Origin of the sequence: Ruania alkalisoli (assembly GCF_014960965.1) — a bacterium.
Taxonomy (GTDB): Bacteria; Actinomycetota; Actinomycetes; order Actinomycetales; family Beutenbergiaceae; genus Ruania; species Ruania alkalisoli.
Genome location: NZ_CP063169.1, coordinates 3,043,637 through 3,069,883, shown reverse-complemented (window position 1 = coordinate 3,069,883; position 26,247 = coordinate 3,043,637). Strand labels below are relative to the sequence as shown.

Genomic DNA, 26,247 nt, shown 5'->3' with positions numbered 1-26,247 from the left:
GGAGCTATCCGCCGACTACGCGGCCAGGCTCCGCACCTCGAGATTCGCGTACTCGGCGATCATCGGGGACATCTGCCGGAACCCGAACCGCCCTCGCCCCAGAGCGGGCCCACCGGTCGATCCGTCGTCGTGCCACGTCAGCACCGGTAGATCGTCGACGAACATCGCGACATCCCCACCGGCGTGCCGGATCCGGATCCGGTACGGCGCCACCGCCGTGGCCACGGGCGGGATCGGATCGGGCGCCGAGGCGACCAGGTGAAAACCGTGACTCTTCCGCAGGTTGCACGTATGCAGTCGAGGATCGATCCGCCGTCGGAAATAGGAGAGGTGATAGGCGTCGATGTCTCCGGAGTGGTACTGCGGATAGTCGCCATCACGCGGGGTGAGCGTGGCGTCGAACAAATCGACACCTCCTCGCCCTCGTGCGGCGAAGAACACGATGCACAGCCCGGGCTCCCGGATCGGCCAGAAGTCCCAGGAGTACTCCACGTCCGGCCCGAACTCCTCCGGGCACCACAGCACGAAGTTGCCCTGGGTGGAGTCGTCGCTGAGCACGGTGCTCTCGACCCGCATCCGGCGTTGCGGGAAGCTGAGCGTGACCGGCCCTTCGGCGCGGAAGCCGGCGAGATCCGACTCGCATGCGAGCGGGTTGCGATAGAGCGTCTCGATGCCCTCCTCCGTCACCGTGCCCTCCGTGGTCGCGTCCGGCTCCGCCACGCTCCCACCGCGTGTGGTCATCCCTTGATCCCGCTCGCTGCCACGCTGTTGACGATGTAGCGCTGCAGCACCGCGAACACCACCAGGCAGGGGATCACGGTGATTGCCGCAGCCGCCATCAGCCGGGCCTGGGAGACCGCCTCCTGGTTCAAGCTGGCCAGACCCACGGTCAGCGTCCGCATCTCGTCGGTCTGGGCGATGATCAGTGGCCACAGGAAGTCGTTCCAGTGCCAGAGGAAGACGAAGATCCCGAGCGTGGCCAGGATCGGCGTCGTCAGCGGGAGCACGATCCGCCAGAAGATGCTCCACTCCCGGGCGCCGTCGATCTTCGCGGCTTCGAAGAGCTCGTCCGGCAGACCCATGATGAACTGCCGCATCAGGAACACCGCCTGGGAGTTCGCCAGGGTCGGCACGATCAGCCCCCAGAACGTGTCGATGCCCTCCAGTCTGGCGACCAGCACGAACAGCGGGATGATGGTGGCCTGGGTGGGCACCATCAACGTGGCCAGGAACGACCAGAACATGATCTCCCGGCCCGGGAAGCGCTTCTTCGCGAAGGCGTATCCGGCCATGGCTGCCGTGATCAGCACCAGCACCACCGACACGATCGAGTAGATCGTGGTGTTGAGCGTCCAACGCAGGAAGTTGCGTGCGGTCAGGACGGCGATCAGGTTGTCGAGCGTCCACTCGTCCGGCAGCTGGAACGGGATCGTGCGGGCGCCCTCGGGACTCAGGGCGAGGATGAAGACCGCGAGGAACGGCACGATGGTGCCGAACGCGAGCAGCGAGGCCACCAGGATCGTTCCCGGCCTGATGCGGTTGCGGCGTCTGCGGCGCGCTGCAGCGGGTGTCCCATTGGTCTCGGTCCCGGGCCGCGTGAGCGTGGCGGTCATGTGTTGCTCCGATCGAGGAAGCGACGCTGGATCAGCGAGATGACGAAGACGAGTAGGAAGATCGCGACACCGATCGCGGCGGCGTAGCCGAAGTCGAAGAACTTGAATCCCTGGTCATAGAGGGCGTACACCAGCGAGTAGGACGCACGGGAAGGCCCGCCGCCGGTCATGACGTAGATGGTGTCGAAGACCTGGAACGCGGCGATCGTCTCGATCACCAGCACGAAGAACACCACCGGTCGCAGCAATGGCAGCACGATCCGGAAGAACCGCTGAGTCGCGTTCGCGCCGTCGAGGGTGGCCGATTCGAGTAGATCGTCCGGGATGTTCTTCAACCCCGCGAGCAGGATCAGCATCGAGTACCCGAACCCTCGCCATGCGGAGACGACGGCGAGCGAGGTGAGCACCTGTGCCTGGTTGCCCGTCAGGAAGGGATAGGGATCGACTCCCGCTTCGGTGAGCAGCCCGTTCACCAGCCCGTCGCTGGCGAAGATCCACAGCCAGATGACAGCCGCGAGCACGAACGAGGTCACGTATGGAAGGAACAGTGCACCGCGGAAGAACCCGGTGCCCCACACCAGCCGGTTGAGCACCAGGGCGGTCACCATGGAGACCACGACGACGAGCGGAACGTAGATCGCGGCGTAGACCAGGGTCGTGGTCAGGGCGCCGAGGAACACATCGTCGGCGATCATCCGCGTGTAGTTGTCGAACCAGACGACGGAGTAGTCGCCGCTGAGCTTGTAGTCGGTCAGGCTCATGCCGATCGCCCCGAGACTGGGGACGAACCGGAAGATGACGAACAGCACCAGCATGGGGAGCACGAACAGGATGCCCGCCCACATGCCGCTGCGTGCGGCGGTGGTCGAGCCGCGTCGCTTCTGCCTGCCCAGTGCTGAGACGGGGGTGGTGGAAGTCATGGTCTCACTGTCGATTCGAAGGAGGTAGGCGATCGAGTGCTGTGGGGCGCACCGTGGTGCGCCCCACAGCGGGAGCCGTTACAGGCGGGAGATGGCGTCCCGCGCCTCTGCTGCGGCGTCGGCGATGGCCTCTTCGGCGGTCGCCTGACCCTGCAGGGCGGACTGGATGTGCGTGGCGAGGATGGACATCACCTGCCGCGCTCCAGGTGCAGCCTCTCCCGGGTTGGAGACGGCCAGGGAGTCGAACAGCGCCTGGGTGGCGTCGTCTTCGATCGTGATCTCGGCATCCTCACGGGAGGGGAACCAGCCCGCCGCTTCGAACATCGCGGACTGCGCTTCCGGCGCCGCCAGGGCACGGGCTACTTCGAGAGCTGCTTCTTCATCCTCGTTGATCGTGGTCAGGCCGATGATGCCCGGTGTGCCGAAGGAGGCCTGGACCGCACCAGTGAGCGGAGCGCCGACGGTGACGTTCTCCTCGCCGACGGCCGCCTCGAGCTGGTCGATCGTGGCGCCGGACATCCCGTACGACATCGCTGCTGTTCCCAGGCCGAGCGGACCACCTTCCACGGCGGTCGTCTTGGTGGCAGCATCGGCCGGGAGCCCGCCTGCTTCCTGCAGGTCGAGCAGGAACTGCAGCGCCTCGACGCCTTCGGGGCCGTCGAAGGCGATGTCGCTGCCGTCCTCGGTGAACACCGAGCCGCCCGCCTGCCACAGCAGCGGGTAGAAGGAGATGTTGAGCGTGGTCTCGGCCGAGCCGGAGTAGTCGAGCACGGAGACGCCGTTCTCGGCGAGGGCAGGCGCGGCGTCCAGGATCTCGTCCCACGTCTGCGGGAGCTCGGTGATGCCGGCCTCCTCGAACAGTGCCGTGTTGTAGGCGGTGGTGTTCGCCGTCTGGTAGATCGGCAGGCCGTAGATCTCACCGTCGAACGTGCCGCCGGCGAGGGCGCCCTCGAAGTAGACGCCCGGGTCATCGATGGCGCCGTCGATGGGCTTGAGGCCACCGGTGTCGTAGAAGTTCCTCGCCAGGTCAGGGACCAGGAGCACCAGGTCGGGGCCGGTACCGGCAGCGATCGCCGTGCCGATCTTCTCCTCGCGATCGGCCCAGGGGAGGAGCTCGATCGAGAGGTCGATGTCGGAGTGCTCGGTCTCGAAGTCCGCCTCGAAGGACTCCCAGTAGTCGCGGCTGGCGTCCTCATCGGCGATCACGGGGTACATCCAGAGCGTGATCTCGCTGGATCCGCCGTCGGCTGAGCTATCGCCCGAGGAGCAGGCAGTCAGCGCGAGCGCTGCCGCCGCTCCGACGGCGATCGTGGCTGTGGTTCGGGTTCTCATGAATCCTCCTGGGGGTGGGATGATGCGTCCTCGCATCCGGGTGGTCATCGCAGCCACTCGCTGAGACGATCCGCGATGAAGTCCTTGTCCGAGGTCCACGGGTAACGAGCGAGCGCTCCGCGGATCCGGTCTTCCTGTCCCGGCGAAAGCACCTCGCCGGGATTCAGGCAACGCATGCTCGGCAGCAGTCCCTGCCACCAGAGCACGGCGTTCACTCCCGCGATGCAACCGCGGAAATTGTTCTCGGCGTCGAAGACGGCGGCGTTCAGCTCCGTGAGCTCTGGGGCGCGGGCGGTCAGCTCTCGTACCGCCTCATCCTCGCCCGCACGCGCCGCGTGCACCCTGGTCATCAGGCCGGCAGCTGCGTGGGTGCCCACTGCCCACTGCCCCAGCAGGCCGCCGTCGATCCAGCGGCCGCCGGTGAACGGCGTGATCAGATCGCCGATGATGTTGTCGTCGTTGCCGGTGTAGAGAGCGATCTGGTCCGCGCGGGAGGAGCTCAGCACCGCCGAGACCACGTCCAGGGTCCGGTACCGGTCGAACGGAGCGATCTTCACGGCCACGACGTTCTCGATCTCGGCGAACTCCCGCCAGAACGCAGCCGACAGCCGCGGCCCGCCGATCGCCTCCTGCAGGTAGAAGCCGATCACCGGGATCACGTCTGCCACGGAACGGGCCCGGGCGAGCATCTGCGTCTCGTCCGTCGCGCCACTGCGCGGCGGGATCAGCAACACGGCGTCATAGCCGAGGCGGGCGGCGAGCTCGGCCTCGGCGACCGCGGTCTCCTCGTCCCCGGCAACACCAGCGATCTTCAGTAGACCGGTCTCGGCCAGCACCTCGGCGGTGAGCTCCAGCACCGGCTCCAGCAGCCGGGTGCCCGGGTCGCGGATCTCGAACTGCGTCGTGTGCACCGCCGCTGCCACACCACCGGCACCCGCTGCCGCGTAGTAGCGCACGACGGCGGCCTGGTACCTCTCGTCGAATGTGCTGTCCTCCCGTAGTGCCAGGGGGAGTGCAGGGATGACCAGCCCTTCGCGCAGCCGCGCGGTGATCTGCTCGCGGGTGCGACGCGGCGTGGTGGCCTCCATCGTCAGAACTGACCGTCGCGCCGCTGGAACTTCGTCGGCTTGTCCCACAGCTGGCCTCCCTTCTCGATCCAGTCGGCCTGCCAGCCGATCAGCGTGCGAGCGGGTACGTCCGGGTAGCCGAACAGCTCGTGGCAGCGGGTGGCGTCGGCCAGCAGGGCGCTGTCGGATTCCTGGCCCTCGAATGTCACCTCGGTGCCGAGTGCTGCGGCGAGCGTCTCGGCCGCGGTGCGCACCGAGAGCGTCTCGGGGCCGGTGAGGTTGATCCGGAACGGCTCCGGCGCGCTGGCGTGCAGCAGCGAGCGCAGCACCACCTCGTTGGCGTAACGCTGCCAGACGACGTTCACGAAGCCGGTCGTCAGGTCCACCGGCCGACCGTCGAGGATGGTGCGCGCGAGGTCGGCGAAGACTCCATAGCGCGGTTCGACGGCGTAGTTGAGACGCACCAAGGCCAGGCGGGTGCCGCGGGTGGCCGCGGCGGCCTCGAAGACGCGCTCCCGGCCCAGGCAGCTCATCGCATACTCACCCACCGGCCCGGTCGGTGAGGTCTCATCCGGTGCGGGCGAGCGCAGATCGGTCAACGGGTAGACGTTGCCGGTCGAGAGGGCGGAGATCCGGGCCTGCGGGTAGCGCTGCGTCACGGTGTGCGGGAGGGCGGCGTTGGTCAGCCACGCCCGGTACTCCTGCCCGGTGACTCCGAACTTGGCGCCGACCATGAAGACCACGTGTCCGCCGTCGGGAAGCTGTGACTCGACTCCGGGCGAGGCGAGATCGGCGACCACGGTGGACACTCCCGCGGACTCGAGCCGCTCGCGCACCTCGGTGTCGCTCCACCGCGAGACAGCGTGGACGGCTACGTCGCGGCGTCCCGCCTCGTCCAGGGCGCGGCGGGCCATCATCGCCAGTGTCGGCCCCATCTTGCCGCCCGCGCCGAGGATGACCAGGTCATCGTCGATGTGCGCGGCGTCCTGGACGAGCGCGGGGGACGGGGAGGAGAGTCGGTGCTCCAAGGCCACATCGTCACTGGGGGCACCGGATTCGGTCGTCATCGCTGGAGTTCCTCCGCTGGGGCGTCGTCGGCAGTTGTTTCATATTTACGGTCCGGACCGTTATTGTCAATCCATCACGGATGACGATCACGTAACGGAAGGACGGCAGATGCGGATCCTGCTCATCGGAGGAGGCGGCGTCGTCGGGACCGCCCTGGCTACACGTATGCGGGCCCGCCACCAGGTGACCATCCTCGACGTCCGGCCCGTCTCCATTCCCGGGGTGCGCAGCGTCGTCGCGGACGCGAACGAGTACGCGAACCTTGAGGCGCACGTTCCGGAGGCCGAAGCGGTCGTCCACCTCGCGGCGATCGTCCCGCGCGGCGCTGAGATGGCTCGCCAGATTGATGCAGCGGTGCGTCTGAACGTGGGCAGTGTGGTTCAGGCCCTGACGATGAGTGTGCAGGAACACGTGCGGTCGTTCGTGCACATCAGCTCGTTGTCGGTCTTCCACGAGTTCGGCCGTCACCCGATCCGCGCCGGTGCGCTGCCGGACTCCACGGCGCCGTACGGGCTCACCAAGCGCCTGGCCGAACATGCCTGCGCCGCGCTGGCCGCCGAACCGACCACAGTGACCTCGCTGCGACTGGCCTTTCCTGCACAGGAGCGCGACTGGCCCCGGTGGCGCTCGCCGTCCAACCCTGATGCCGAGGGGGCCCGCGCGCTGCGGCTCGAGGACGGCACCTCCTATCCGGCGCTCCACCCCGATGACCTCACCGACGCGGTCGAGCGAACCCTGACCCGGCACGGAGAGTATGCGGCCATCGCACTGGCCGCCGACCCGCGGACCATTGACGACGACAGTGCTCAGCGGCTGCTGGGATGGTCGCCGCTCGCCAGGAACGTAACTCTGGACGCAGTGGGCCGGGCGCGCTGACGAGGATCTCCTCGTCAGCGCAGCTGATGCCGCGGGATCTGGTTCAGATCCTGGGGCTGGTGCTCAGCGCGATCGCCTCGGCCAGCAGATCCACCACCGCCCGGGTCTGCTCCCACGGCACCGGTGACGGCGCGGCGTCGTCGACCATCGCCACCAATCGTTGCGTCGTGGCCCGGTAGCCGAGCGCGTCGTCACCGCTGGCAGGTAGGCGCACCTGCCGGGGGCCGTCGACGGTCTCCACGTCGATCTCGTATCCCTCGTGCTCGGTGACCCCGACGATCGAGATCGTCCCGAGGATCCCCGCCTCCCAGCGGATCGTGACTGCTCCGGTATCACCGCTGATCAGGCCGTGGTGCCACCGGGTGGATACCTCGCTCGAGACCACGGATGCCCGCGTGCCCAGCAAGGAGACCAGCAGCTCGATACCGTGTAGCCCCATCGTTCCGATGAGCCCGCCGCCCACGGCCGGATCGTCCTGCCAGGGCGTGGAGCCACGCGTCCACCGGCCGACGTCGTGGCGGACCGTGACGTGCGCGGAAAGCGCGCGCGTGTGGTCGAACTCGGCCCGGAGGGTTTCCACCTCGGCAGCGAACCGCAGCACCGAACTGGTGAACAGCCGGGTGGCTGCCGGAGTCCACAGCGGCTCCAGTGCGTCGCGTTGAGCCCCGGTGACGGCGACCGGCTTGTTCACGAAGGCCGGCACCTCGCGCTGGATCACCCGGGCAACCACCTCGGCCACCTGGTGCGGGCGGACCGTGACAACAGCTCCCGCTGCCCCGGCGAGCGCGTCCTCGACCCGGGTGTGGAGACGGTGGCCGGGAAACCGCTCGTTGAACATCGCACGCCGCCCGGCCTCGGGCTCCCAGACGTCGAAGACCGTACCCGGTCTCAGGTCCAGCAGCGTGGCGGCATCGGAGAAAGGGTGGCTCGTGGCCAGCCCGAGGAGTGCGATGGGGGCTGGGGGCATGGCGGTGAGTCTGGCACACCGCCCTGTCCTGACGGCGGGCGTTGTTCCCGGTGCTGTTTCTCAGGCGGCCCGCCAGGTGTGTAGCTCGCCACCCTGCCCCAACATCAGCGAGGCCGGTTGTACGCGGATCCGAGTCGGCTCCAGTCGCAGAATGCCGAAACTCGGTGCCTCTGGACCGGTCCATCCCGGGATGATCCGTGGGTCGTAGCCGACGGGCTCCGGCGCATCGGTGAAGCGTTGCCATCCTGCTGCACGCTCATCCTCACCCAGTTCCCAGACGGCGCGGCAGTCGGTGGTGCAGGTGTCATGACTGGGATCCCAGTAGGTGATCGACATGCGCGCTTCGTGCTCCAGATGACGCGCCTTCGGCGACAGCGGAGACGTCGCGACCCATCCGGTGAGGCGCTCGCCGTCCCACTCCCACACCGGGTGCAGGATCCGGGTGCGCGGGCCGCCGGAGGGGTCGACAGTCGCGGCCGTCGCCCAGACGATGCGGTGAGCGATCTCGATGAACGCGGGGGCAGTGGTCGCCAGGTCGGCCATGGTGCGAAGTCCCATCGTGAGTTGATCGTGAGCCCGGGGCGCGCTGACCGGAGCAGGGATTCCCCAGCCGTGCAGCGCCAAACCACTACAGGTGTAGTGACATGTCGATACAGTAGCGGCATGTCACCTGGAGCACCATGGGAATTCGCGTGAATGCCGCTGCGTCATCGCGCCGGATGAGCCGGCGGCTGGTGCTGGCTGATGCTGGGCTCGCGGTGATCGCCGAGGAGGGTATGCGTGGCCTGACCCACCGTGCCGTCGACCGCCGGGCCGGCGTGCCGCCGGGCACGACATCGAACTACTTCCGGACCCGCCGCGATCTGATCGTGGCGCTCACCGAACGTCTCTATCGACGACTCACGCCTGAGGACGCCGCACTCGTCGAGGCTGCTGCGCGCGAGCCCACCCGCGACCAGTGGGTGCGCCTGATGGTCGAACTGGTCGAGCGCGCGCTCGCGCAGCCAGCACTGCACGTCGCGCTCTGGGAGATTCGGCTCGAGGCCGTCCGGCGACCTGAGCTGATGCCGGTGCTCACCGAACTCGTGCGCGGGGGCTTTCGCGCCGACGTCGCGTTCTTGCATCGGTCACGATTGCCGGGGACTGCTCATGAGGTGCGGTTGCTCCACCTCGCGATCAATGGGCTGATTCTTGAGCTGCTCACGCTGCCCGATGCGCTCGAGGTCGGCGACTGGCCCGCGATCGCTGCCGACCTCGTGGACCGGATCGTGTACGCAACGCCAGGTGCACGAGTTCCTCTGGGTGACATCGAGCGCTGACCTGGGCAGGGGGTGCCCAGGCCGCACGGCACCTCGCCCGACGGGGGCTCGTTCCGCTGCCAGCGATCACGGGTGCGGTGACCGCAGCAGGCTCGCATACGATGGAGGGTGCGTCGGTGCCGCTTGGCGCCGATCGGACCGACCCGGGAGTGTGCGTGCCTTCGATCCTCGACAAGATCCTGCGCATGGGTGAGGGCAAGATCCTCAAGCAGCTGCAGGGACTGACGGCTCAGGTCAACGCCCTCGAAGCGGTGACCAGCGACCTCTCCGACGACGAGCTCCGCGCCGAGACAGACGCGTTCAAGGAGCGCATCGCCGATGGCGAATCCCTGGACGCTCTGCTCCCGGAGGCGTTCGCGGTGGTGCGCGAGGCTGCGGTGCGCACCCTCGGCCAGCGGCACTTCGACGTCCAGATCATGGGTGGCGCCGCCCTGCACCTCGGCAACATCGCCGAGATGAAGACCGGTGAGGGCAAGACCCTCGTCGCCACGCTGCCCGCCTACCTGAACGCCCTCTCGGGCAAGGGCGTGCACATCGTCACGGTGAACGACTACCTCGCCAAGTACCAGAGCGAGTTGATGGGCCGCGTGTTCCGTTTCCTCGGCTTGACCACCGGGGTGATCCTCTCTGGGCAGAAGCCGGATGAGCGGCGCGAGATGTACGCCGCCGACATCACCTATGGCACCAACAACGAGTTCGGCTTCGATTTCCTGCGCGACAACATGGCGTGGTCGACCGCCGAGCTGGTCCAGCGCGGGCACAACATGGCCATCGTCGATGAGGTGGACTCGATCCTCATCGACGAGGCCCGCACACCGCTGATCATCTCCGGACCCACCTCCGGGGACGTGAACAAGTGGTACACGGAGTTCGCGCGGATCGTCCGTACGATGACGGTCGACGAGGACTACGAGGTGGACGAGAAGAAGCGCACCGTCGGCATCCTCGAGCCCGGCATCGAGAAGGTCGAAGACCATCTCGGCATCGACAACCTCTACGAGTCCCTCAACACCCCGCTGATCGGGTTCCTGAACAACGCGGTGAAGGCCAAGGAGCTGTTCACGCGCGACAAGGACTACGTGGTGATGAAGGGTGAGCTGCTCATCGTTGACCAGCACACCGGACGCATCCTGCCGGGCCGCCGCTACAACGAGGGTATGCACCAGGCGCTGGAGGCGAAGGAAGGGGTGACGATCAAGGCCGAGAACCAGACCCTGGCCACGATCACCCTGCAGAACTACTTCCGCCGTTACGACAAGCTCTCCGGGATGACCGGTACGGCCATGACGGAAGCGGGGGAGTTCCAGGGCACGTACTCGATCGGTGTCGTGCCGATCCCGCCGAACCGCCCGATGGCCCGCATCGACGCCTCCGATCTGGTCTACAAGACCGAGCTGGGCAAGTTCGAGGCCGTCGTCGAGGACATCGTCGAACGTCACGCCGCCGGGCAGCCGGTGCTCGTGGGCACCACCAGCGTGGAGAAGTCCGAGCTGCTGTCGAAGATGCTCAAGAAGAAGCGCGTGCCGCACGAGGTGCTCAACGCCAAGCAGCACGAGCGTGAGGCGTCCATCGTGGCCATGGCCGGCCGCAAGGGCGCAGTGACGGTCGCGACGAACATGGCCGGTCGTGGTACCGACATCATGCTGGGCGGCAACGCCGAGCACATCGCGATCGATGCCCTCGCCGAGCGAGGACTGAATCCGCACGACACGCCCGAGGAGTACGAGGAGGCGTGGTCGCAGGCGCTGGAGGAGGCGCAGGAGTCGGTCGCTGCCGAGCACGACGAGGTCTCCGAGGCGGGCGGTCTGTACGTGCTGGGCACCGAGCGGCACGAGTCGCGCCGGATCGACAACCAGCTGCGCGGGCGGTCGGGGCGTCAGGGTGACCCGGGGGAGTCCCGGTTCTACCTTTCCCTCGAAGACGACCTGATGCGGCTGTTCAACTCCGGGCTGGCCGAGCGGTTCATGAGCTCGACATTCCCGGAGGATGTGCCGCTGGAGTCGAAGATGGTCAGCCGCGGCATCGAGAGCGCCCAGGGGCAGGTGGAGCGGCGCAACCAGGAGATCCGCAAGAACGTCCTCAAGTACGACGACGTGCTCTCGCGTCAGCGCGAGGCGGTCTACAGCAAGCGCCGCGAGCTCCTCGAGGGCGGAGACCTGCAGGAGCAGACGGCCTCCTTCATCGAGGACGTCATCACCGGCGTGGTCACCGAAGCCACGACGAACCCGCACCCGGAGCAGTGGGACCTCGAGCAGTTGTGGACCGATCTGGGCACCGTCTACCCGGTCTCGATCACGGCCGAGGAGCTGATCGAGGAGGCCGGTACGGTCACCCGGCTGACCACCGAGCAGTTGGTGGCTGAACTGGTCTCGGATGCCAAGGTGGCCTACGCCGCCCGCGAGGAGGAACTCGGCAGCGAGATCATGCGCCAGCTGGAGCGACGGGTGGTGCTCTCGGTGCTGGACCGCAAGTGGCGTGAGCACCTCTACGAGATGGACTATCTCAAGGAGGGAATCGGCCTGCGCGCGATGGCCCAGCGCGACCCGCTGGTGGAGTACCAGCGCGAGGGCTACCAGCTCTTCCAGGCCATGAACGAGGCCATCAAGGAAGAGGTGGTTGGCTACCTGTTCAACCTCGAGGTCAAACGCAAGGAGCCCGAGGGTGACGGCGCAGCCTCCGAGTCCGAGTCCGACGGCGCCGAGGTGGTCACCTCGAGCAGCGCCGCGGCGACGGCCGCGCAGGCGGGCGTCGGTGCCTCGAGCGCTGCGGCGGCGAGCGGCCGGCGCGCCGGACCCAAGTCCGCCCCTGCTGCCAGTGCGCCCACGGCGACTGTCGAGGACCCGCTCGGTCTCGGTGCGCCGGAGCGGGCGCAGGCCCTGCAGTACTCGGCTCCCAGCGAGGACGGTAGTACGGTCGTGCGCGGCCCGGGCGGTTCCGAGCGGCCTTCGCAGTCGTCTGGCGGCGGGCAGTCGGCCGGCAGCGGGAACCGGGAGCAGCGCCGCCGGGCAGCGAAGGCGGCGAAGAAGCGCCGCTGAGGAATCCTCACCCAATGCGCAGCGCGGTCGCGCGCCAGCGGCCGCGATGATCCTCGAGCCGTACAGCGACTCCACGCACGCGGGCGCCGTCATCGAGGATCACTGAACCTTCCCACACGGCCTCGGTGACGGCGCCGCCGATCACCCGGCGTACCGTGATCGGCCGGGGGAGGCGCGGCCTGCCACGCAGATCCATCGCCAACGCACTGCGCCGACTCAGAGCGCTCCAGACAGCCGGGTCGAGCCAGCGGTTGAGCTGAGCGGCCGGGCGTACGCCGATCAGAGCTTCGGCGCACGCGCGGACCAGGACCCCTGCCCATTGCTGCGGATCCGTGCGCTCAGGGGCGCGCCCTCGTGACCAGACCAGACGGGGCGGGGCGACTGGGACGGGTCCGATATCGGTAGCGGTGCCCGCGACGGTGTCCGGCTCTGAGTTTCGTGGCTCGGCGGCCGCGTCGAAACGTAAGCGATCCCACCCGGTGGATGTGGAGTCGGGTGCGCGCGCCGGGCGCAGGGGCGAGAGTGCGGGGGCGATGCTCATCGGGTGTTCTCCTGTGTCGGTAGGTACAGCTCGTCGCCTGGGTGGATGAGGTCGGGATCGGGGCCGATGAGGTCGCGGTTGACCGTGTACCACTCGGGCCAGGCCGTTCCGATGTCGGCGGTCGTGGCTTCGGGTCCGAGCGCGTCGGCGGCGATCGACCAGAGCGAGTCGCCCGGCTGGACCTGGTAGCTCTCCCGTGATGTACCGGGGGAGATGGTCTCGCTCGCCGGCGCCGGATCCGGAGCCGGCGCCTCCTGATCGGCAGCCGCATGCCTGTCGGGTGCTTCACGTGGCGCGCCCCCGTCTCCCGCGGGTGCGGTTCCGGCGCCGGCCAGCGGGGTCTCGTCGTGGAGTGGGCGCGGCGCCTCCTCGGCGGTCTCGCTGATCGAGGCTCCCCAGGTGAGGTCGTCCGGCACCTCATCGACCGTCGCGTGTGCCGGACCTGCCACGAGCGCTGCGGTGAGCACGGCCCCCGTCCCGGCGCCCAGCAGCCGGGCGACCCCAGGGGCGCCGTGGCGCCGCAGCGCCTGCTCTCCGGCGTTCCAGACTCCGCCCAGTCCGCGCAGCAGCAGACACACGGTCCCGGCCACCGCACTGATCGCGTACCAGAGCGCGACCAGCGCCCCGGCGGACGTGAGTACCGCGGCGGTGAGGTCGTCCACGCCCAGGGGTGCGTTCTTCTGCAGCGTGGTCATCGTCTGGTGCGCGAGTGCCAACCCGGCGGCGGTGGCGAGCGTCGCTGTCAGCAGGCCGACGGCGAGGGGCCGCAGGGTGCCGGTCACCATCTTCATGTACATCTCATTTCATGTCAGTTCGTGTCGGTACGTGACAATGCGTGGAACTACATGTACATGGGTTGTGAGCGGATGTCGAGTTCACCGGATGCGATGTGGACAAGTCCGTACCCTGGTCCGATGCGCTGGGACGACGTTTTCGCCGAGCTGCAGGCGCAGTTCGACGCCGCACTGCAAGCCGACTCCGACGCCGAGCTGGCCGAACTGGTTCAGGCCGAGGTGGCAGGGATCGAGTGGATCGACCGGTGCCGCGCTCGCCGCGGGGAGGTGTTGACTGTGCGCCTTGCCGACGGGTCTGACAGATCCGGCACAGTGCTGGAGGCCACCCGATCCTGGGTGAGGCTCGCGCTGGGTGAGCGACGGTGCCTGATCCCAGCCCACGCCGTCGTGGCTGCCTGGCCGCTCGGGCCACGAGCGCCTGAGCCGGGCCCGATCGAGGCGCGCCTCGGCCTCGGGCACGCGCTACGGGCGCTCGCCGCCGATGGAGCGGATGTCATGGTGCGCAGTCTCGCCGGCGACCACCGCGGTCGGTTGACCCGGGTGGGGGCCGATCATCTGGACATGCTGACAGCGCATGCCACGGTGACCTTGACGTGGTCGGGGCTGCTCAGCGTCGAGTCGACCTGACGCCTCAGTCGATGCCGGAGTCCCCGGAGCGCAGCCGATCGGCGGTCTGCGCGTACATGCGCTCGATGTAGGCCTCCAACTCGGAGTTCTCGACCCGCCAGACTCCCTTGCCTCCGATCTGGATGGCGCGGAGCTCGCCGCTGCGCACGAGAGCGCGCGCCTGCGACATCGTGATCTGCAGGATCTCGGTGACGTCGGCGAGGGAGAGGAACCGCTGGTCCATGGTCTCTAGTGTTCCATCTGAGCGAGGTCGCGCGGGACGCCATCCTTCCTTCCTGTGGACAACTCGGGGGTTGCCCACACGGAGGGGTCGCTCTTTGGCACCATGGGTGGCCATTGACCGACGTGAGGGGGAGCGATGACCACGACGACGACCACGGGTCTGCGGCGACCGAGCTGGCGTGATCCACGACTGGGTCTGGGTGTGCTGCTCGTCGCCGGGTCGGTGGCACTGGGTAGCTGGATCGTCGGCGAAGCGAACCGGACGGTTGAGGTGTATGCCGCCCCCGAGGTGCTGACGCCGGGGGAGCCGCTGGAGGTCGAGGACCTGGCCGTCATCCAGGTTGGGCTCGCAGGCGCACAGGACCTCTACCTCCTTCCCGGCCAGCTACCCGAGGAGGAGCTCGTCATCACCCGCACCGTGCACGCCGGTGAGATGGTTCCCATGTCCGCGGTCGGACCGGCAGCCGGCGTGGACGTACGCACAGTGGCCGTCCCGATCACCGCGGCCCTGGCGGAGACGATCGCACCGGGCTCTCAGGTCGATCTGTGGGTGACCATGCCCGACGACGCCTCTGCTGGCGCTGCCGCGGAAGGAGAGCCTGAGCTGCTGGTAGAGGCTGTCGAGGTGGCGGCCATCGCCGAGGACACCTCCTTGTTCGCTGGACCTGGAACCATGCAGGCTCACCTCCTGGTCGACGTCGCGGACCTGCCGGGCGTGCTCGCCGCGACCAGCGCCGACGCGCCGATCGCGGTGGTGCCGCTGCCCGGGAGCGGCGCGGCGTGAGCACGGGTGTGCTGCTGGCACTCTCCGGCACCGTTGAAGCGGATCTGCTCGGACGCATCGAGCGGCGCAGCGACCTGACGGTGGTGCGCCGCTGCGCCGACCTCACCGAACTCGTGGCTGCCGCCGCGGCGGGACTGGGTGCCGTGGCCGTGCTCGATGCCGACGATCCGGTGGACCGCCGGATCGTGGCTCGGCTTCGATCGGCCGGCACCTCCGCCGTGGTGCTCTGTGACGAGAGGGAGCGCACCACCTACGCCGATCTCGGGGCGATGCCGGTCGTGCGCGGGGCGGACCCGCTACCGGCGATCGAGGCACTCGCCGCCGGGGTTCCGGCTCGGGTGCCCGACCCGGCAACCGGCGCGGACGCCGCCGCCCCGGGCACGGTGCCGGACGCGATGGTGGACGATCTGCCCGGCCCCGGTGAACCGGAGCCTGAGTCCGAGACGTCAGCGGAAGGCAGCGAACCGATACCGCACGGTGAGCGTGAGCCCGCTCGGATGGTGGTCGTGACCGGTGCCCCTGGATCTCCCGGGCGCACCACGCTCGCGGTCGCCCTGGCCGACGAGCTCGCCGCCGCCCGCCACGAGGTGGTACTCGTCGACGCCGACCTCTGGGGTGGGGCGATCGCCCAGACCCTCGGATTGGTCGCCGACACCGCTGGCTTGTCTGCCGCGATCAGGTCCGCCGACCGTGGCAGCCTCGACCAGGCCGCTCTGGAGCGCCTGCTCGTTCCGGTCGGTGACCGGCTGCGCGTGCTCACCGGACTGGCTCGGGCCGCACGATGGCGCGAAATCGGGCCCGAGAGCCTGGAGGTGGTCCTGGCCGAGCTGCGCTCACGCGTCGACTGGGTCGTGGTGGAGGCGCCGGTGCTCGTGCCCGATGACGAGGCGGGGTTCGACTTCGGTCCCGGTCGCAATGCGGTGGCCCACGCCTTGTACGCCGGTGCGGACGACCTGCTGGTGGTTGGTGCGGCCGAGCCGATCGGACTGGAACGGCTGGTGCAGGCACTACTGGATCTCGACGACGTCCCTGGCCTCCCTGACCGTCGTACCGTGGTCAACCGGTTGCGGCTGTCCGCCGCCGGACCGCATCCGGAGCTGTCGGTGGCCGAGGCGCTGCATCGCTTCGCCGGGGTTGCCGAGCCTGTGCTGGTGCCGGACGATCGGGCCCTGGCCGACCGGGCGTTGCTGACGGCCAGTACCTGGCGCAGTGCTGGGCCGATGTCCCCGGCCCGGCTGGCGGTGCGCGATCTCGCCCGCCGGCTCACGGACGAGGCGGGCCGACCCGCGCCACTGATGGGACGCCGTCGGGAGCGGCGGGAGAACCGTGGCCGGCTCTGGCGGCGCCGTAGGGCAGACTGAACCCATGCGCGTCTACCTCGGTGCCACCCTCGACGACCTCGACAGCTCTGACGGGCTCATCGCACGTCCGGCCCGAGCGGTGACCACCTCCCTCCGCCAGGCCCTCGGCACCGACGCCGACGAGGAGATGGCCGAATATGCCGCCCTGGTCCTCGCTGCCGAGGACTCGCTCCGCCTGCTCGCTGACGGGGCGCCGTTGCGGCGGGTCGTGGCAGCAGCCGATGTTCCCGACACCGCGGCCACACCGGGTGAGGAGCTCGCCCGAGTGCACGTGCCTGATCTCACGTGGACCGACGTCGTGAGCTTTCACGTCGACTCCGGCGAAGCGCACGTGCGGGACCTGCTCGAGCGCGCGGTGGCCGGAGAGGCGCAGGCGATCAGCGCCGTCGGGGAGGAAGACCTGCTCTGGTATGACGTGACCGAACGCGAGACGCTGCTCGGCGAGCGGTGAGGTCAGTGCCGGGTGAGCTGCGTGAGGGCTTCCTCGTGCAGCAGCCCGTTGGTGGCCAGGGCGTTGCCGCCGAACGGGCCGTCGACTCCCTCGAGTGAGGTGAACCGGCCGCCCGCCTCGGTGACGATCGGCACCAGCGCAGCCATGTCGTACAGCTCCAGCTCCGGTTCGCAGGCGATGTCCACTGCGCCCTCGGCCACGAGCATGTAGGACCAGAAGTCGCCGTAGGCGCGGCTGCGCCAGCAGCTGGCCTCCAGCATCAGGAACTCGTCCATCAGGTTGAGCTGCTCCCAGCCGCCCAGGCTGGAGTAGGACAGCGAGGCATCGGTGATCTCCCGTACCCCGGAGACGTGCAGACGCGATGCCTTCGACAGTGACCGGCCCGTCCAGGCGCCGGAGCCGAGGGCAGCCCACCACCGGCGGTTCAGAGCCGGTGCGCTCACGACGCCCAGGACCGGCTGGCCGTCGTCGATCAGCGAGATCAACGTGGCCCAGACCGGAACCCCGCGGACGAAGTTTTTCGTGCCGTCGATCGGGTCGATCACCCACTGGCGGGGTCCGTGGCCGGTGCTGCCGAACTCCTCACCCAGAACGGCGTCGCGCGGGCGTGCGCGTGCCAACTGTGAGCGCACGATCTCCTCGCCGGAGCGGTCCGCATCGGTGACCGGGGTGGTGTCGGGCTTACTCTCCACGGTCAGGTCGAGCGCCTTGAAGCGGGACATCGTCTGAGCGTCCACCTGGTCGGCGATCACGTGCGCCAGCCGGAGATCGTCGTCGTAGCGGGGGGCGTCATTCGTGGAGGCCATGGCGGCAACGTATCGCGGGGGAAGGCGGGGGACGGACAGGCGCACGGGCACTGCGTGCAGACACCGCCGAACTCCCTTGTCCGCCACGGACACCACCGCGGCGCCGGTTCGACCCTGGTTCGCCTGGGGCAAGGGGTTTGGGGGTCAGCGCAGGTGGGGACTTGTCAAGCGAGTGATCAAGTGATGTGATGACTTAGTCATTTCTCGTGTTCCATCTGGCAAAGGAGCCATCTTCATGCGATATGCCCGAGCCCTCGGTGCTGCGGCGGTCGGCGCGACCGCCCTGGTTGCCGCCATCGCGGCACCCGCGTCCGCGGACAATGATCGACCCTCCGCCCGCTGCGATCTGGTGGATGCTGACATCGCCACCAGTGCGACGGTGCATGCTGACCTGGAGGCTGACTTCGCCGACTACGGCGATTCCGGTGTGGGCTGGACCGGCGGGGACTCCACGTACTCCATCCCACTCGCGGACGGCCGCACCGTATGGGTCTTCTCTGACACCTTCCTCGGTCCGGTCCACGAGGGTGGGACGCGGCCGCTGGAGACGCCCTTCCTGAACAACAGCTTCGTCGTGTCCGATGGCGGGAGTCTCACCACGGTCACCGGGGGCACGGACGAGAACCCGGCCTCACTGATCGAACCGCCCGAGGACGGCGGGTGGTACTGGGTCGGCGACGGGCTGCAGGCCGACGACGGCACGATCCAGCTCACGGCTCTGCAGTTCTGGTACGGCGGGGGCGGCGCCTTCGATTTCGGCTGGGAGAGCAACCACTTGGCCCGGTTCGATCCGGACACCTTCGAACTGCTGGATCTGACCGACCTGCCGTCGGAGTCCGGGGTGCAGTGGGCGAGCTGGATCGAGCCGGCGGGCCGGTACACCTACATCTACGGCGTCGAGGACCTGGGTGCGGAGAAGTACCTGCACGTGGCGCGGGTGCGGGGGGCCGACCTGACCCAGCCCTGGCGGTTCTGGGCCGGTAACCGGTGGAGCTGGGATGAGTCCCGCACTACCCGGCTGATGGACGGCGTGGCCAACGAGTTCAGCGTGGCCGCCCTCGCGGACGGGTACCTTCTCCTCACCCAGGACACGCACGAGATCTTCAGCCGGAACATCGTCGGCTACGTCGGATGCTCACCGACCGGCCCGTTCGAGCCGATCGGCACGGTCTACGAGATGCCGGAGGTCGGTGCAGGCGGCAGCTACGGGAACCCGAACATCTTCGCCTACAACGCTCACGAGCACCCCGAGCTGCGGACAGCCGACGACGATTCCTTCACCACGGTGCTGACGTACAACGTCAACAGCTTCGATTCCTCCGAGCTGTACGAGGACGTCACGATCTACCGGCCGCGGTTCGTGGAGCTGTCCCTCGACCTCGAGTAGTGCGCGTCACCGATCGTCGCTCACAGTCGGGCTGAGTGACGATCGGTGGCACCTTGCCAACTTCGTCCTCAAGTGATTAGATGACTTTATGACTTCGGTTCATTCCTTTCGGCGCACGCTCTCCAGCGACCTGGCGCAGGCGGTCGTCGCCCTCGTGGAGAGCGAAGGACTGCGCACGGGCGATCCGCTGGAGTCGGTGAAGGCGCTCGCCGCCCGGTTCGACGTCGCCGTTCCGACGATGCGAGAAGCCCTGCGCCGCCTGGAAGGTCTCGGCATGGTCGACTTCCGGCACGGGTCCGGTATTTACGTCGGACCCAACGCCGGACGCCGGGTCCTCGCCAACCCGCTGCAGTCGCGCCCCGACGCCGATCAGTTGGTCGAGTTGCTGGAGGCACGCCGGCAGATCGAGCCCTCGCTGGCGATGCTCGCGGCCGAGGTCCGCGACCCCGCGGGGATTGCGCTCATGGACGAGACGCTCGCCCAGGCGCAGGCCCAGATCGCCTCCGGGGACGACCGCCTGTGGCTGACCAACCTCGACTTCCACAGGGCCGTGGCCGCAGCCGGCGGGAACAGCGTGCTCGTGGAGGTGCTGGACTCCATCGTGCTCATCCACGCCGAGGACCAGCGCGAGATCCTTCGTCTGCACGGCGACGCCGACGATGACCACGCCGAACATGCCCACCTCGCCGGCTGCGTGCGGCGCGGCGAACCCGAGGCGGCCCGTGACGCCGCCTACTCCCACCTCGACCACGTCGTCGAGGTGATCCGAGCCCGGCGTCGCTGAGCTCGCGACCACACCACATCCACACCACTGCCGGGGCCGGACGCCACGGCGGTAGTCCAGCGAACCCATCCACGTCCGCTCACACGAAGAGGTGTCAGACACATGAGAAGCAGAACCACGACCGGCCTCGCCCTGCTCACCGGGGCAGCCCTCGCCCTGTCCGCATGCTCCGGCGGCGATGTCCCCGAGCCGGGAGATGGCGGAAACGGAGACGGAAACGGTGACGATGGCAGCAGCGCCGAGGTCACCCTCGACTTCTTCACCGACAAGGCTGCCTGGGAACCCTCCTTCGAGGACATGAACACTGCCTCGGATGGCCTCGCCCCGCAGCTGTCGTTCACCGGCTACTCTGACCCGACCGCCTACGACGCGTTCATCAAACAGTCCTTCCGCACCGATGAGCGACCCGATCTGTTCACCTGGCACACCGGGGATCGACTCGGCGAACTGGTCGAGCAGGGCCTGGTGGCTGAGACCACCGACATCTGGGACCAGGCGATCGCCGACGGCTATGTGAGCGAGGATCTGGCCGCGAACTACACCTACGACGGCAAGCAGTACTGCGTGCCCCTCAACGTCGTCTACTGGGTCATCTACTACAACCAGGACGTCTTCGACGAGCACGGACTGGACGTGCCGACCACGTGGGAGGAGTTCACCGCGGTCGCTAACACGCTCGTCGACGCCGGGGTGGTTCCCCTGCACCAGATGAACATCATCTTCGAGTTCGTCTGGTTCCAGGCGATCCTTGCCGGGATGGACCCCGAGGCGTACGACGGCCTGTCCGACGGGTCGGTCTCCTACACCGACCCGACAGTGGTCGAGGCCATGGAGACCTGGCATCAGATGCAGTCCGATGGCTACTTCATCGACCCGGGCGTGACCACCGACCCGCAGACACTGCTGCAGACCGGTGAGACCGCGATGGCCTACTTCGGCACATTCTTCACCGGTCAGCTCACCGACCTCGGGATGGTCTCCGGAGAGGACTACGGCATGTTCGTCCTGCCCAGCGTCGACCCCGGCCTGGCTGACACCCCCGTCGTCGTCGAGACTGGACCGCTGTGCGTGGGCACCGACAGCGAGAACGAACAGGCTGCCCTCGACTACAGCGCCTGGTGGATGGGAACGGACGCACAGTCCGCCTGGAGCGACTCTCGCGGTGACGTCTCGTTCAACCCGAACGCGACTGTGACCGACGAGGCGCTCGCGGAGATCACCGCGCAGGTCACCGGGGACGGGTATCAGCAGCTGCGCCGCTACCTGGAAGCAACCCCGACGCCGATCTACACGGTGGCGGCCGAGGAGTTCGGCGCGTTCGTCACCAACAATGACGACCCGATGGGGCACCTGGAAGCCATCCAGGCCGAGGCCGACGCGTACTGGGCCGACCAGGGCTGACGGCCAAGGTGACCGCTGCGGTGCCGGGCCGGACCATCCGGCCCGGCATCCGGACACTCCCTGCCCCGGCCGCTCTCAAGGAGGAGACCCCGCCGTGACCATGCCCACCCCCCGGCAGGCCGAGCTGCAGGCTGCCAGCCGGCCGAAGAACGCCTACCGGCTCTCGAGTATCGGCTTCGTAGCGCCGTCGGTGCTGCTCGTGGCCGTCGTCCTGTACCTGCCGTTCATCTGGACCACCTACATCAGCTTCACCGAGTACAACGGTCTCGGTGATCCAACCTGGGTCGGGCTCGAGAACTACCGGGAGATGTTCGCCGATCCGGAGTTCCTCACCTCGATCCGCAACACGCTGTTCTGGGTGGTCGGCACGATCGCCCTCCCCGTCGGCCTGGGTCTGCTCATCGCCACGCTCAGCCACGGCATGCCCAAAGCCACCTGGTTCCGGCTGCCGTTCCTGATCCCATACGCCGTCTCCGGGGTCGCCGTCGGAGTGATCTGGTCCTTCGTGCTCCAGACGAACGGCGCGCTCAGCCAGGCTCTGGAGTTCCTGCACCTGCCGGGTTCGGAGCTGCGATGGCTGTTGGACGGACCGCTCAACACCTTCGTGATGATCGGCGCCTCCACCTGGCAGGGCGCCGGCGTCAACGCGTTGCTCTTCGGAATCGGCCTGCAGTCCATCCCGAAGGAGCCGATCGAGGCAGCCCGGGTGGACGGCGCCAGCGGATTCACACTCTTTCGCACCATGACCTGGCCGATGCTTGCCCCGCTGACCACGGTCGTGGTGGGGTTGGCGATCGTCGGGAGCCTCAAGACGTTCGACGTCATCTGGGGCATGACCAAGGGCGGTCCGGGACGGGTCTCGGAGACCCTCGCGCTGACCATGTTCAAGGAGACGTTCGTGAACAACTCCTACGGGCTCGGCGCCGCCGTGGCCCTGTTCCTGACCGTGGTGACGGTGCTGGCCTCCATCCTGTACCTGCGCCGTCAGCTCGCCGACTCCCGGGGGGCATGAGATGGCATTGCGACGACTCATTCTCGGGATTCTCGGCATCCTCTGGCTCGTACCGGTCTACCTGCTGCTCGCCAATGCTTCCAAGCTGCCGGCCGAGTTCGGTGACTACGGGCTGTGGGAACCGGGAACACTCGGCGGGCTGTGGGCCAATTTCGCGGAGGCTTTCGAGCGCGGCAAGCTCTCCGGTGGTCTGCTCTCCACCGCCACCTACGCGATCGTCTCCCCGCTGATCGCGGTGATCGTCGGCGCTGCGGCCGGATTCTCGATCGTCGCTTTGCGGCTGCGGCACGGATTCGCCTGGTTCGTGGTGATCTTCGCATCCTCGATCTTCCCGCTGCAGATGATCCTGATGCCGCTCTTCGTCGGCTACGCCGAGACGGGCCTGTTCAACACCCGCGTCGGGATGATCCTCGTGTACACGGTGATCGCGGTTCCGTTCTCGGCGTTCGTGATGCGCAACTTCTTCACCGGGATCGCCCACCAGGTCTTCGAGGCCGCGGTGGTGGACGGTGCCTCCACACTGCGGATCTTCGTCGCCATCTACCTGCCGATGGCCCTACCGGCGCTGATCGCCGTGTTCATCCTGCAGGCCACGTTCATCTGGAACGACCTGCTCCTCGGCCTCACGCTCACCCAATCGGCCGAGGTGCGCCCCATCATCACCGCGCTCTCGGCCCTGCAGTCCACCTACGGCGGGTCGGCGATGTCGACCGTGCTGGCCGGTGGTCTGCTGGTCTCATTGCCCACCGTGGTGCTCTTCCTCGCGACCCAGCGTGTGTTCACCCGCGGCCTCTCCCTCGGCCAGTTCTAGGAGGTTCTCGTGACAGACACCCACACCGGATCGGTCATCGTGACCGGCGCAGGTGCCGGGATCGGCGCAGGCGTCGTCGGCCGGCTCACCGACGATGGCCGCCGCGTCTACGCCCTCGACCGTGACTCCGGCGGTGTGACGGCGCTCTCCGCCAGTACACCTGAGCAGGTCGTGCCCGTGGTGGCGGACGTCACCGAGGCGACTTCGATGCGCCAGGCATTCGTCACGATCGCCGACGACGCAGCTCACCGTGGCGAGCCCGTCCAGGGCCTGGTCTGTGCGGCCGGTATCCAGACGTATGGCACGGTCGCGGACGAGGACGCGATGGCCACCTTCGACCGGGTGATGGCTGTCAACGTCCGTGGCGCCTTTCTGGCGGCGCATCTGGCCGTGCCACTGATCCGCGATGGTGGCGGCGGAGCCGTCGTGCTGGTGTCCTCGGTCCAGGCCTACGTCGCCCAGCAGCAGGTCGCCGCCTATTCCGCCACCAAGGGTGCACTGCTCTCCCTGACCCGGGCGATGGCCATCGACCATGCCGCCGACGGGATCCGTGTGAACGCCGTCTGCCCAGGGTCGGTCGATACACCGATGCTGCGGTGGGCGGCAGGATTGCAGGTCGCGGGCGAGGGTCCGGCAGATCCTTCAGCCGTCGACGCGATCGTGGCCGACTGGGGACGTGCGCACCCCCTCGGCCGGGTCGCACGCCCCGAGGAGGTCGGTGACGTCGTCGCCTACCTGCTCAGCGACAGGTCGTCGTTCGTGACCGGTGCGGACGTGAAGGTGGACGGTGGGCTCACGGCGGGCAACGCCGTCGCGCTCGGCAAGGAGGACTCATGAAGATCGCCGCCATCCGGGCGACAACCGTGACGGTCCCGTTGGAGGCACCGTTGCGGCACTCCAACGGTGCTCACTGGGGCCGCTTCGTGCGCACCATCGTGGAGGTGGAGGCCGACAACGGCCTGATCGGTCTCGGTGAGCTCGGCGGCGGCGGACAGAGTGCTGAGGCTGCGGTCACCGGCTTGACCGACTACCTGGTGGGGCACGATCCCGCCGATACCGAGGCCTTGCGGTTCATGATCGCCAACCCGACAGCGAGCCTGTACAACAACCGCACCCAACTGCTCGCCGCGATCGAGTTCGCCTGCCTCGATCTCGTGGGCCAGCAGGCGGGCCTGCCCGTGCACGCCTTGCTCGGCGGGAAGGTGCGCGAGGAGGTGGAGTTCGCCTCCTACCTCTTCTACCGCTATCCGGGCCCGGACGGCACCGGTGAGGTACGAACGAACGAGCAGCTCGTCGCCGAGGCGCAGCGCCTGCGGGAGGATCACGGATTCCGGGTGCACAAGCTCAAGGGTGGCGTCTTCGACACCGACCACGAACTGGCGGGTTACCAGGCGCTCGCCGAGGCGATGGGACCGGCGGACAAGCTGCGCTACGACCCGAACGGGGCCCTGAGCGTGGGGGAGTCGATCCGGTTCGCGAAGGCGATCGAGGATCTGCCCAACGACTACCTCGAGGATCCGGTCTACTCGCTGCCGGGGATGCGGCAGGTACGCGAGAACACCCACATCCTGCTCGCCACCAACACCGTGGTCGTCAACACCGAGCAGCTGGCCACCACCATCCTCAACCCGGCCGTCGACGTCGTCCTGCTCGACACCACCTTCTGGGGCGGGATCCGGCCCTGCCTGAAGGCCGCCGCGATCTGCGAGGCGTTCTCCCTCGGCGTGGCCGTCCACTCCTCCGGCGAGCTGGGCATTCAGCTCGCCACCATGCTGCACCTGGGTGCGGCCGTGCCGAACCTGACCTACGCGGCCGATGCCCACTATCACCACCTGCTTGACGACGTCGTGCAGGGAGGCAAACGCCCGTACGTGAACGGGAAGATGACCGTCCCCACCGAACCCGGGCTCGGGGTGAAACTCGACCGGGACAAGGTGGCCGAGTACGCCGAGCTGTACCGCGAGCTCGGCGACTACCCCTATGACCGCGACCCCGGCCGCCCGGGCTGGTACCCGCTGCTTCCGAACACCTCCTTCGCCGACCCCCGCGAGGACCGCCTGCCGGAGGCGCTCGCGGCCGAGTACGCGAGGCGCTGATGACACTGTTCGATCTGCCGCTCGAGCAGCTGCGTACCTACCGGAACCAGCGCCCGGCACCAACGGGCCTGGAGGAGTTCTGGGACCGCACGCTTGACGAGGCGCGCTCGGCCGGCGGAGAGGTGGAGTGCCTGCCTGCGTCCTCGGGTCTGATGACCGTTGACGCTTACGACGTCACCTTCCCCGGCTTCGCGGGCGAGCCGGTGAAGGCATGGTGGCTGCTTCCGCGAGGTGTGCCGGGGCAGCGCCCGGTCGTGATCGAGATGCTCGGCTACGGCGGCGGCCGCGGACTCGTGCATGAGCGGCTGCACTGGGTCAGCCACGGGTTCGCGCAGCTGGTCATGGACACGCGTGGGCAGGGCAGTACCTGGAACGCCGGTGCGACAGCCGACCCGCACGGGTCCGGCCCGGCTGCCCCTGGGATGCTCACCCGCGGGGTGGACCACCCCGACCACCTGTACTTCCGGCGGCTGGCCACCGATGCGGTCCGTGCCGTGGACGCCGTCCGGCACCTGCCCGGAGCAGACCCGGCCCGGATCGCGACGGTCGGGCACAGTCAAGGCGGTGCGCTCGCCCTGGCCGCGGCCGCGCTGCACCCGCTGGTGGCTGCTACTGCGGCCCGGGCGCCGTTCCTGTGCGGAATCGCCCGTGCCGCCTCGCTCACCGATCTGCCGCCCTACGGTGAGCTCTCCGGGTACCTGGCGGTCCACCGCGGCACGGCTGAGCAGGTGCTGGCCGTACTCGAACACATCGACGTCTCCCACCTGGCGCCCCGGATCGCCTGCCCGGCCTGGGTCTCGGTGGGGCTGATGGATGCCACCTGCCCGCCGTCGGGGATCTTCGGGGCGATCAACGTCATGCCCACCGCCCCCGAGTTGCGGGTGTGGCCGTGGAACGGCCACGAGGCGGGAGGTGCCGACGACGACGCGCACCTGGCCGCCTGGCTCACCGACCTGCTCACGTGATTGCGAGA

Annotated in this window: 27 protein-coding genes; 15 read left to right on the top strand and 12 right to left on the bottom strand. The window is 68.4% G+C overall.

Going from position 1 to position 26,247, the window contains the following annotated elements:
* Positions 1–15 precede the first annotated feature (15 nt).
* The 6 genes from IM660_RS13700 to IM660_RS13675 all read right to left on the bottom strand — a co-directional run bounded on the left by IM660_RS13700 (position 16) and on the right by IM660_RS13675 (position 5,999).
* Positions 16–741: a DUF1961 family protein gene (locus IM660_RS13700; RefSeq protein ID WP_193496292.1), complete on the bottom strand. Its 726-nt coding sequence runs from the start codon at positions 739–741 to the stop codon at positions 16–18.
* The gene (locus IM660_RS13695) at positions 738–1,613 is read right to left on the bottom strand and encodes a carbohydrate ABC transporter permease (protein ID WP_193496290.1); all 876 of its coding nucleotides are present in this window, start codon (positions 1,611–1,613) and stop codon (positions 738–740) included. The genes IM660_RS13700 and IM660_RS13695 overlap by 4 nt, the downstream gene beginning before the upstream one ends.
* Positions 1,610–2,533, bottom strand: coding sequence for a carbohydrate ABC transporter permease (locus IM660_RS13690; protein ID WP_193496288.1), 924 nt, complete (start codon positions 2,531–2,533; stop codon positions 1,610–1,612). The genes IM660_RS13695 and IM660_RS13690 overlap by 4 nt, the downstream gene beginning before the upstream one ends.
* Before the next feature lie 78 nt (positions 2,534–2,611).
* Entirely contained in the window at positions 2,612–3,865 is a 1,254-nt protein-coding gene (locus IM660_RS13685; RefSeq protein WP_193496286.1) for an ABC transporter substrate-binding protein, read from the bottom strand.
* 44 nt (positions 3,866–3,909) lie between these two features.
* Entirely contained in the window at positions 3,910–4,953 is a 1,044-nt protein-coding gene (locus IM660_RS13680) for a dihydrodipicolinate synthase family protein (RefSeq protein WP_193496285.1), read from the bottom strand.
* A gap of 2 nt (positions 4,954–4,955) precedes the next feature.
* Entirely contained in the window at positions 4,956–5,999 is a 1,044-nt protein-coding gene (locus IM660_RS13675) for an NAD-dependent epimerase/dehydratase family protein (RefSeq protein ID WP_193496283.1), read from the bottom strand.
* A 109-nt stretch (positions 6,000–6,108) separates the two neighbouring features.
* Between IM660_RS13675 and IM660_RS13670 the strand changes: the two genes are divergently transcribed.
* Positions 6,109–6,876, top strand: coding sequence for an NAD-dependent epimerase/dehydratase family protein (locus IM660_RS13670; protein ID WP_193496281.1), 768 nt, complete (start codon positions 6,109–6,111; stop codon positions 6,874–6,876).
* Between the two features lie 43 nt (positions 6,877–6,919).
* On the opposite strand, the gene IM660_RS13665 is transcribed toward IM660_RS13670, so the two are convergent.
* Together IM660_RS13665 and IM660_RS13660 are read right to left on the bottom strand one after the other, a co-directional pair.
* Positions 6,920–7,843 carry a Gfo/Idh/MocA family protein gene (locus tag IM660_RS13665; RefSeq protein ID WP_193496279.1) on the bottom strand — a complete coding sequence of 308 codons (924 nt, stop codon included), beginning with the start codon at positions 7,841–7,843 and terminating at the stop codon, positions 6,920–6,922.
* A gap of 60 nt (positions 7,844–7,903) precedes the next feature.
* Positions 7,904–8,401, bottom strand: a complete 498-nt coding sequence (locus IM660_RS13660; protein WP_210768984.1) for a pyridoxamine 5'-phosphate oxidase family protein — start codon at positions 8,399–8,401, stop codon at positions 7,904–7,906.
* A 122-nt stretch (positions 8,402–8,523) separates the two neighbouring features.
* Between IM660_RS13660 and IM660_RS13655 the strand changes: the two genes are divergently transcribed.
* Both IM660_RS13655 and secA read left to right on the top strand, forming a co-directional pair.
* On the top strand, positions 8,524–9,162 hold the full coding sequence (locus IM660_RS13655; RefSeq protein WP_210768983.1) for a TetR/AcrR family transcriptional regulator: 639 nt from the start codon (positions 8,524–8,526) through the stop codon (positions 9,160–9,162).
* A gap of 155 nt (positions 9,163–9,317) precedes the next feature.
* On the top strand, positions 9,318–12,197 hold the full coding sequence (gene secA / locus IM660_RS13650) for a preprotein translocase subunit SecA (RefSeq protein ID WP_193496277.1): 2,880 nt from the start codon (positions 9,318–9,320) through the stop codon (positions 12,195–12,197).
* A 7-nt stretch (positions 12,198–12,204) separates the two neighbouring features.
* Here the strand turns inward: secA and IM660_RS13645 are convergent, their stop codons facing one another.
* Both IM660_RS13645 and IM660_RS13640 read right to left on the bottom strand, forming a co-directional pair.
* Positions 12,205–12,738 carry an Rv3235 family protein gene (locus IM660_RS13645; RefSeq protein ID WP_193496275.1) on the bottom strand — a complete coding sequence of 178 codons (534 nt, stop codon included), beginning with the start codon at positions 12,736–12,738 and terminating at the stop codon, positions 12,205–12,207.
* Complete coding sequence (locus IM660_RS13640) at positions 12,735–13,529, bottom strand: LysM peptidoglycan-binding domain-containing protein (protein WP_210768982.1); 795 nt, start codon at positions 13,527–13,529, stop codon at positions 12,735–12,737. Before IM660_RS13640 ends, IM660_RS13645 begins: the two co-directional genes overlap by 4 nt.
* Positions 13,530–13,652: 123 nt before the next feature.
* On the opposite strand from IM660_RS13640, the gene IM660_RS13635 reads away from it, so the two are divergent.
* The gene (locus IM660_RS13635; protein WP_193496272.1) at positions 13,653–14,159 is read left to right on the top strand and encodes a hypothetical protein; all 507 of its coding nucleotides are present in this window, start codon (positions 13,653–13,655) and stop codon (positions 14,157–14,159) included.
* A 4-nt stretch (positions 14,160–14,163) separates the two neighbouring features.
* Here the strand turns inward: IM660_RS13635 and IM660_RS13630 are convergent, their stop codons facing one another.
* Positions 14,164–14,382, bottom strand: coding sequence for a helix-turn-helix domain-containing protein (locus IM660_RS13630; RefSeq protein ID WP_193496270.1), 219 nt, complete (start codon positions 14,380–14,382; stop codon positions 14,164–14,166).
* Positions 14,383–14,517: 135 nt separating this feature from the next.
* Between IM660_RS13630 and IM660_RS13625 the strand changes: the two genes are divergently transcribed.
* The 3 genes from IM660_RS13625 to IM660_RS13615 are packed head-to-tail and all read left to right on the top strand — an operon-like array spanning position 14,518 to position 16,977.
* Positions 14,518–15,165, top strand: coding sequence for a hypothetical protein (locus tag IM660_RS13625; RefSeq protein ID WP_193496268.1), 648 nt, complete (start codon positions 14,518–14,520; stop codon positions 15,163–15,165).
* The gene (locus IM660_RS13620; RefSeq protein WP_193496267.1) at positions 15,162–16,526 is read left to right on the top strand and encodes a CpaE/TadZ family protein; all 1,365 of its coding nucleotides are present in this window, start codon (positions 15,162–15,164) and stop codon (positions 16,524–16,526) included. The genes IM660_RS13625 and IM660_RS13620 overlap by 4 nt, the downstream gene beginning before the upstream one ends.
* Positions 16,527–16,530: 4 nt before the next feature.
* A complete protein-coding gene (locus IM660_RS13615) occupies positions 16,531–16,977 on the top strand; it encodes a DUF6912 family protein (RefSeq protein WP_193496265.1) in 447 nt (148 codons plus the stop codon).
* A gap of 2 nt (positions 16,978–16,979) precedes the next feature.
* Here IM660_RS13615 and hisN read toward each other — a convergent pair whose 3' ends face one another.
* Positions 16,980–17,783, bottom strand: coding sequence for a histidinol-phosphatase (gene hisN, locus IM660_RS13610; RefSeq protein ID WP_193496264.1), 804 nt, complete (start codon positions 17,781–17,783; stop codon positions 16,980–16,982).
* A 235-nt stretch (positions 17,784–18,018) separates the two neighbouring features.
* On the opposite strand from hisN, the gene IM660_RS13605 reads away from it, so the two are divergent.
* The 8 genes from IM660_RS13605 to IM660_RS13570 all read left to right on the top strand — a co-directional run bounded on the left by IM660_RS13605 (position 18,019) and on the right by IM660_RS13570 (position 26,239).
* Complete coding sequence (locus IM660_RS13605) at positions 18,019–19,170, top strand: glycoside hydrolase family 183 protein (protein WP_193496262.1); 1,152 nt, start codon at positions 18,019–18,021, stop codon at positions 19,168–19,170.
* Between the two features lie 88 nt (positions 19,171–19,258).
* Positions 19,259–19,954 carry a FadR/GntR family transcriptional regulator gene (locus IM660_RS13600; RefSeq protein ID WP_193496260.1) on the top strand — a complete coding sequence of 232 codons (696 nt, stop codon included), beginning with the start codon at positions 19,259–19,261 and terminating at the stop codon, positions 19,952–19,954.
* A 102-nt stretch (positions 19,955–20,056) separates the two neighbouring features.
* Positions 20,057–21,355 (top strand): ABC transporter substrate-binding protein, encoded by a 1,299-nt coding sequence (locus IM660_RS13595; protein WP_193496258.1) that lies wholly within the window; start codon positions 20,057–20,059, stop codon positions 21,353–21,355.
* 100 nt (positions 21,356–21,455) lie between these two features.
* The gene (locus IM660_RS13590) at positions 21,456–22,367 is read left to right on the top strand and encodes a carbohydrate ABC transporter permease (protein ID WP_193499412.1); all 912 of its coding nucleotides are present in this window, start codon (positions 21,456–21,458) and stop codon (positions 22,365–22,367) included.
* Between the two features lies 1 nt (position 22,368).
* Positions 22,369–23,178 (top strand): carbohydrate ABC transporter permease, encoded by an 810-nt coding sequence (locus IM660_RS13585; protein ID WP_193496257.1) that lies wholly within the window; start codon positions 22,369–22,371, stop codon positions 23,176–23,178.
* A 9-nt stretch (positions 23,179–23,187) separates the two neighbouring features.
* Positions 23,188–24,015, top strand: a complete 828-nt coding sequence (locus IM660_RS13580) for an SDR family oxidoreductase (RefSeq protein ID WP_193496255.1) — start codon at positions 23,188–23,190, stop codon at positions 24,013–24,015.
* Positions 24,012–25,274 carry an enolase C-terminal domain-like protein gene (locus IM660_RS13575; RefSeq protein WP_159619613.1) on the top strand — a complete coding sequence of 421 codons (1,263 nt, stop codon included), beginning with the start codon at positions 24,012–24,014 and terminating at the stop codon, positions 25,272–25,274. The genes IM660_RS13580 and IM660_RS13575 overlap by 4 nt, the downstream gene beginning before the upstream one ends.
* On the top strand, positions 25,274–26,239 hold the full coding sequence (locus IM660_RS13570) for an acetylxylan esterase (RefSeq protein ID WP_193496253.1): 966 nt from the start codon (positions 25,274–25,276) through the stop codon (positions 26,237–26,239). Before IM660_RS13575 ends, IM660_RS13570 begins: the two co-directional genes overlap by 1 nt.
* The last annotated feature ends 8 nt before the right edge of the window (positions 26,240–26,247 follow it).

What these genes read in the sequence shown, in the direction of transcription:
- IM660_RS13615 (WP_193496265.1), top strand. Translation starts at nt 16,531, where the DNA reads ATGCGCGTCTACCTCGGTGCCACCCTCGACGACCTCGACAGCTCTGAC.
- IM660_RS13695 (WP_193496290.1), bottom strand. Translation starts at nt 1,613, where the DNA reads ATGACCGCCACGCTCACGCGGCCCGGGACCGAGACCAATGGGACACCC.
- IM660_RS13625 (WP_193496268.1), top strand. Translation starts at nt 14,518, where the DNA reads ATGACCACGACGACGACCACGGGTCTGCGGCGACCGAGCTGGCGTGAT.
- IM660_RS13605 (WP_193496262.1), top strand. Translation starts at nt 18,019, where the DNA reads ATGCGATATGCCCGAGCCCTCGGTGCTGCGGCGGTCGGCGCGACCGCC.
- IM660_RS13680 (WP_193496285.1), bottom strand. Translation starts at nt 4,953, where the DNA reads ATGGAGGCCACCACGCCGCGTCGCACCCGCGAGCAGATCACCGCGCGG.
- IM660_RS13665 (WP_193496279.1), bottom strand. Translation starts at nt 7,843, where the DNA reads ATGCCCCCAGCCCCCATCGCACTCCTCGGGCTGGCCACGAGCCACCCT.
- IM660_RS13645 (WP_193496275.1), bottom strand. Translation starts at nt 12,738, where the DNA reads ATGAGCATCGCCCCCGCACTCTCGCCCCTGCGCCCGGCGCGCGCACCC.
- IM660_RS13575 (WP_159619613.1), top strand. Translation starts at nt 24,012, where the DNA reads ATGAAGATCGCCGCCATCCGGGCGACAACCGTGACGGTCCCGTTGGAG.
- IM660_RS13585 (WP_193496257.1), top strand. Translation starts at nt 22,369, where the DNA reads ATGGCATTGCGACGACTCATTCTCGGGATTCTCGGCATCCTCTGGCTC.
- IM660_RS13690 (WP_193496288.1), bottom strand. Translation starts at nt 2,533, where the DNA reads ATGACTTCCACCACCCCCGTCTCAGCACTGGGCAGGCAGAAGCGACGC.
- hisN (WP_193496264.1), bottom strand. Translation starts at nt 17,783, where the DNA reads ATGGCCTCCACGAATGACGCCCCCCGCTACGACGACGATCTCCGGCTG.
- IM660_RS13570 (WP_193496253.1), top strand. Translation starts at nt 25,274, where the DNA reads ATGACACTGTTCGATCTGCCGCTCGAGCAGCTGCGTACCTACCGGAAC.
- IM660_RS13595 (WP_193496258.1), top strand. Translation starts at nt 20,057, where the DNA reads ATGAGAAGCAGAACCACGACCGGCCTCGCCCTGCTCACCGGGGCAGCC.
- IM660_RS13685 (WP_193496286.1), bottom strand. Translation starts at nt 3,865, where the DNA reads ATGAGAACCCGAACCACAGCCACGATCGCCGTCGGAGCGGCGGCAGCG.
- IM660_RS13640 (WP_210768982.1), bottom strand. Translation starts at nt 13,529, where the DNA reads ATGAAGATGGTGACCGGCACCCTGCGGCCCCTCGCCGTCGGCCTGCTG.
- IM660_RS13670 (WP_193496281.1), top strand. Translation starts at nt 6,109, where the DNA reads ATGCGGATCCTGCTCATCGGAGGAGGCGGCGTCGTCGGGACCGCCCTG.
- IM660_RS13675 (WP_193496283.1), bottom strand. Translation starts at nt 5,999, where the DNA reads ATGACGACCGAATCCGGTGCCCCCAGTGACGATGTGGCCTTGGAGCAC.
- IM660_RS13660 (WP_210768984.1), bottom strand. Translation starts at nt 8,401, where the DNA reads ATGGGACTTCGCACCATGGCCGACCTGGCGACCACTGCCCCCGCGTTC.
- IM660_RS13655 (WP_210768983.1), top strand. Translation starts at nt 8,524, where the DNA reads ATGGGAATTCGCGTGAATGCCGCTGCGTCATCGCGCCGGATGAGCCGG.
- IM660_RS13600 (WP_193496260.1), top strand. Translation starts at nt 19,259, where the DNA reads ATGACTTCGGTTCATTCCTTTCGGCGCACGCTCTCCAGCGACCTGGCG.
- IM660_RS13630 (WP_193496270.1), bottom strand. Translation starts at nt 14,382, where the DNA reads ATGGACCAGCGGTTCCTCTCCCTCGCCGACGTCACCGAGATCCTGCAG.
- IM660_RS13700 (WP_193496292.1), bottom strand. Translation starts at nt 741, where the DNA reads ATGACCACACGCGGTGGGAGCGTGGCGGAGCCGGACGCGACCACGGAG.
- IM660_RS13635 (WP_193496272.1), top strand. Translation starts at nt 13,653, where the DNA reads ATGCGCTGGGACGACGTTTTCGCCGAGCTGCAGGCGCAGTTCGACGCC.
- IM660_RS13590 (WP_193499412.1), top strand. Translation starts at nt 21,456, where the DNA reads ATGCCCACCCCCCGGCAGGCCGAGCTGCAGGCTGCCAGCCGGCCGAAG.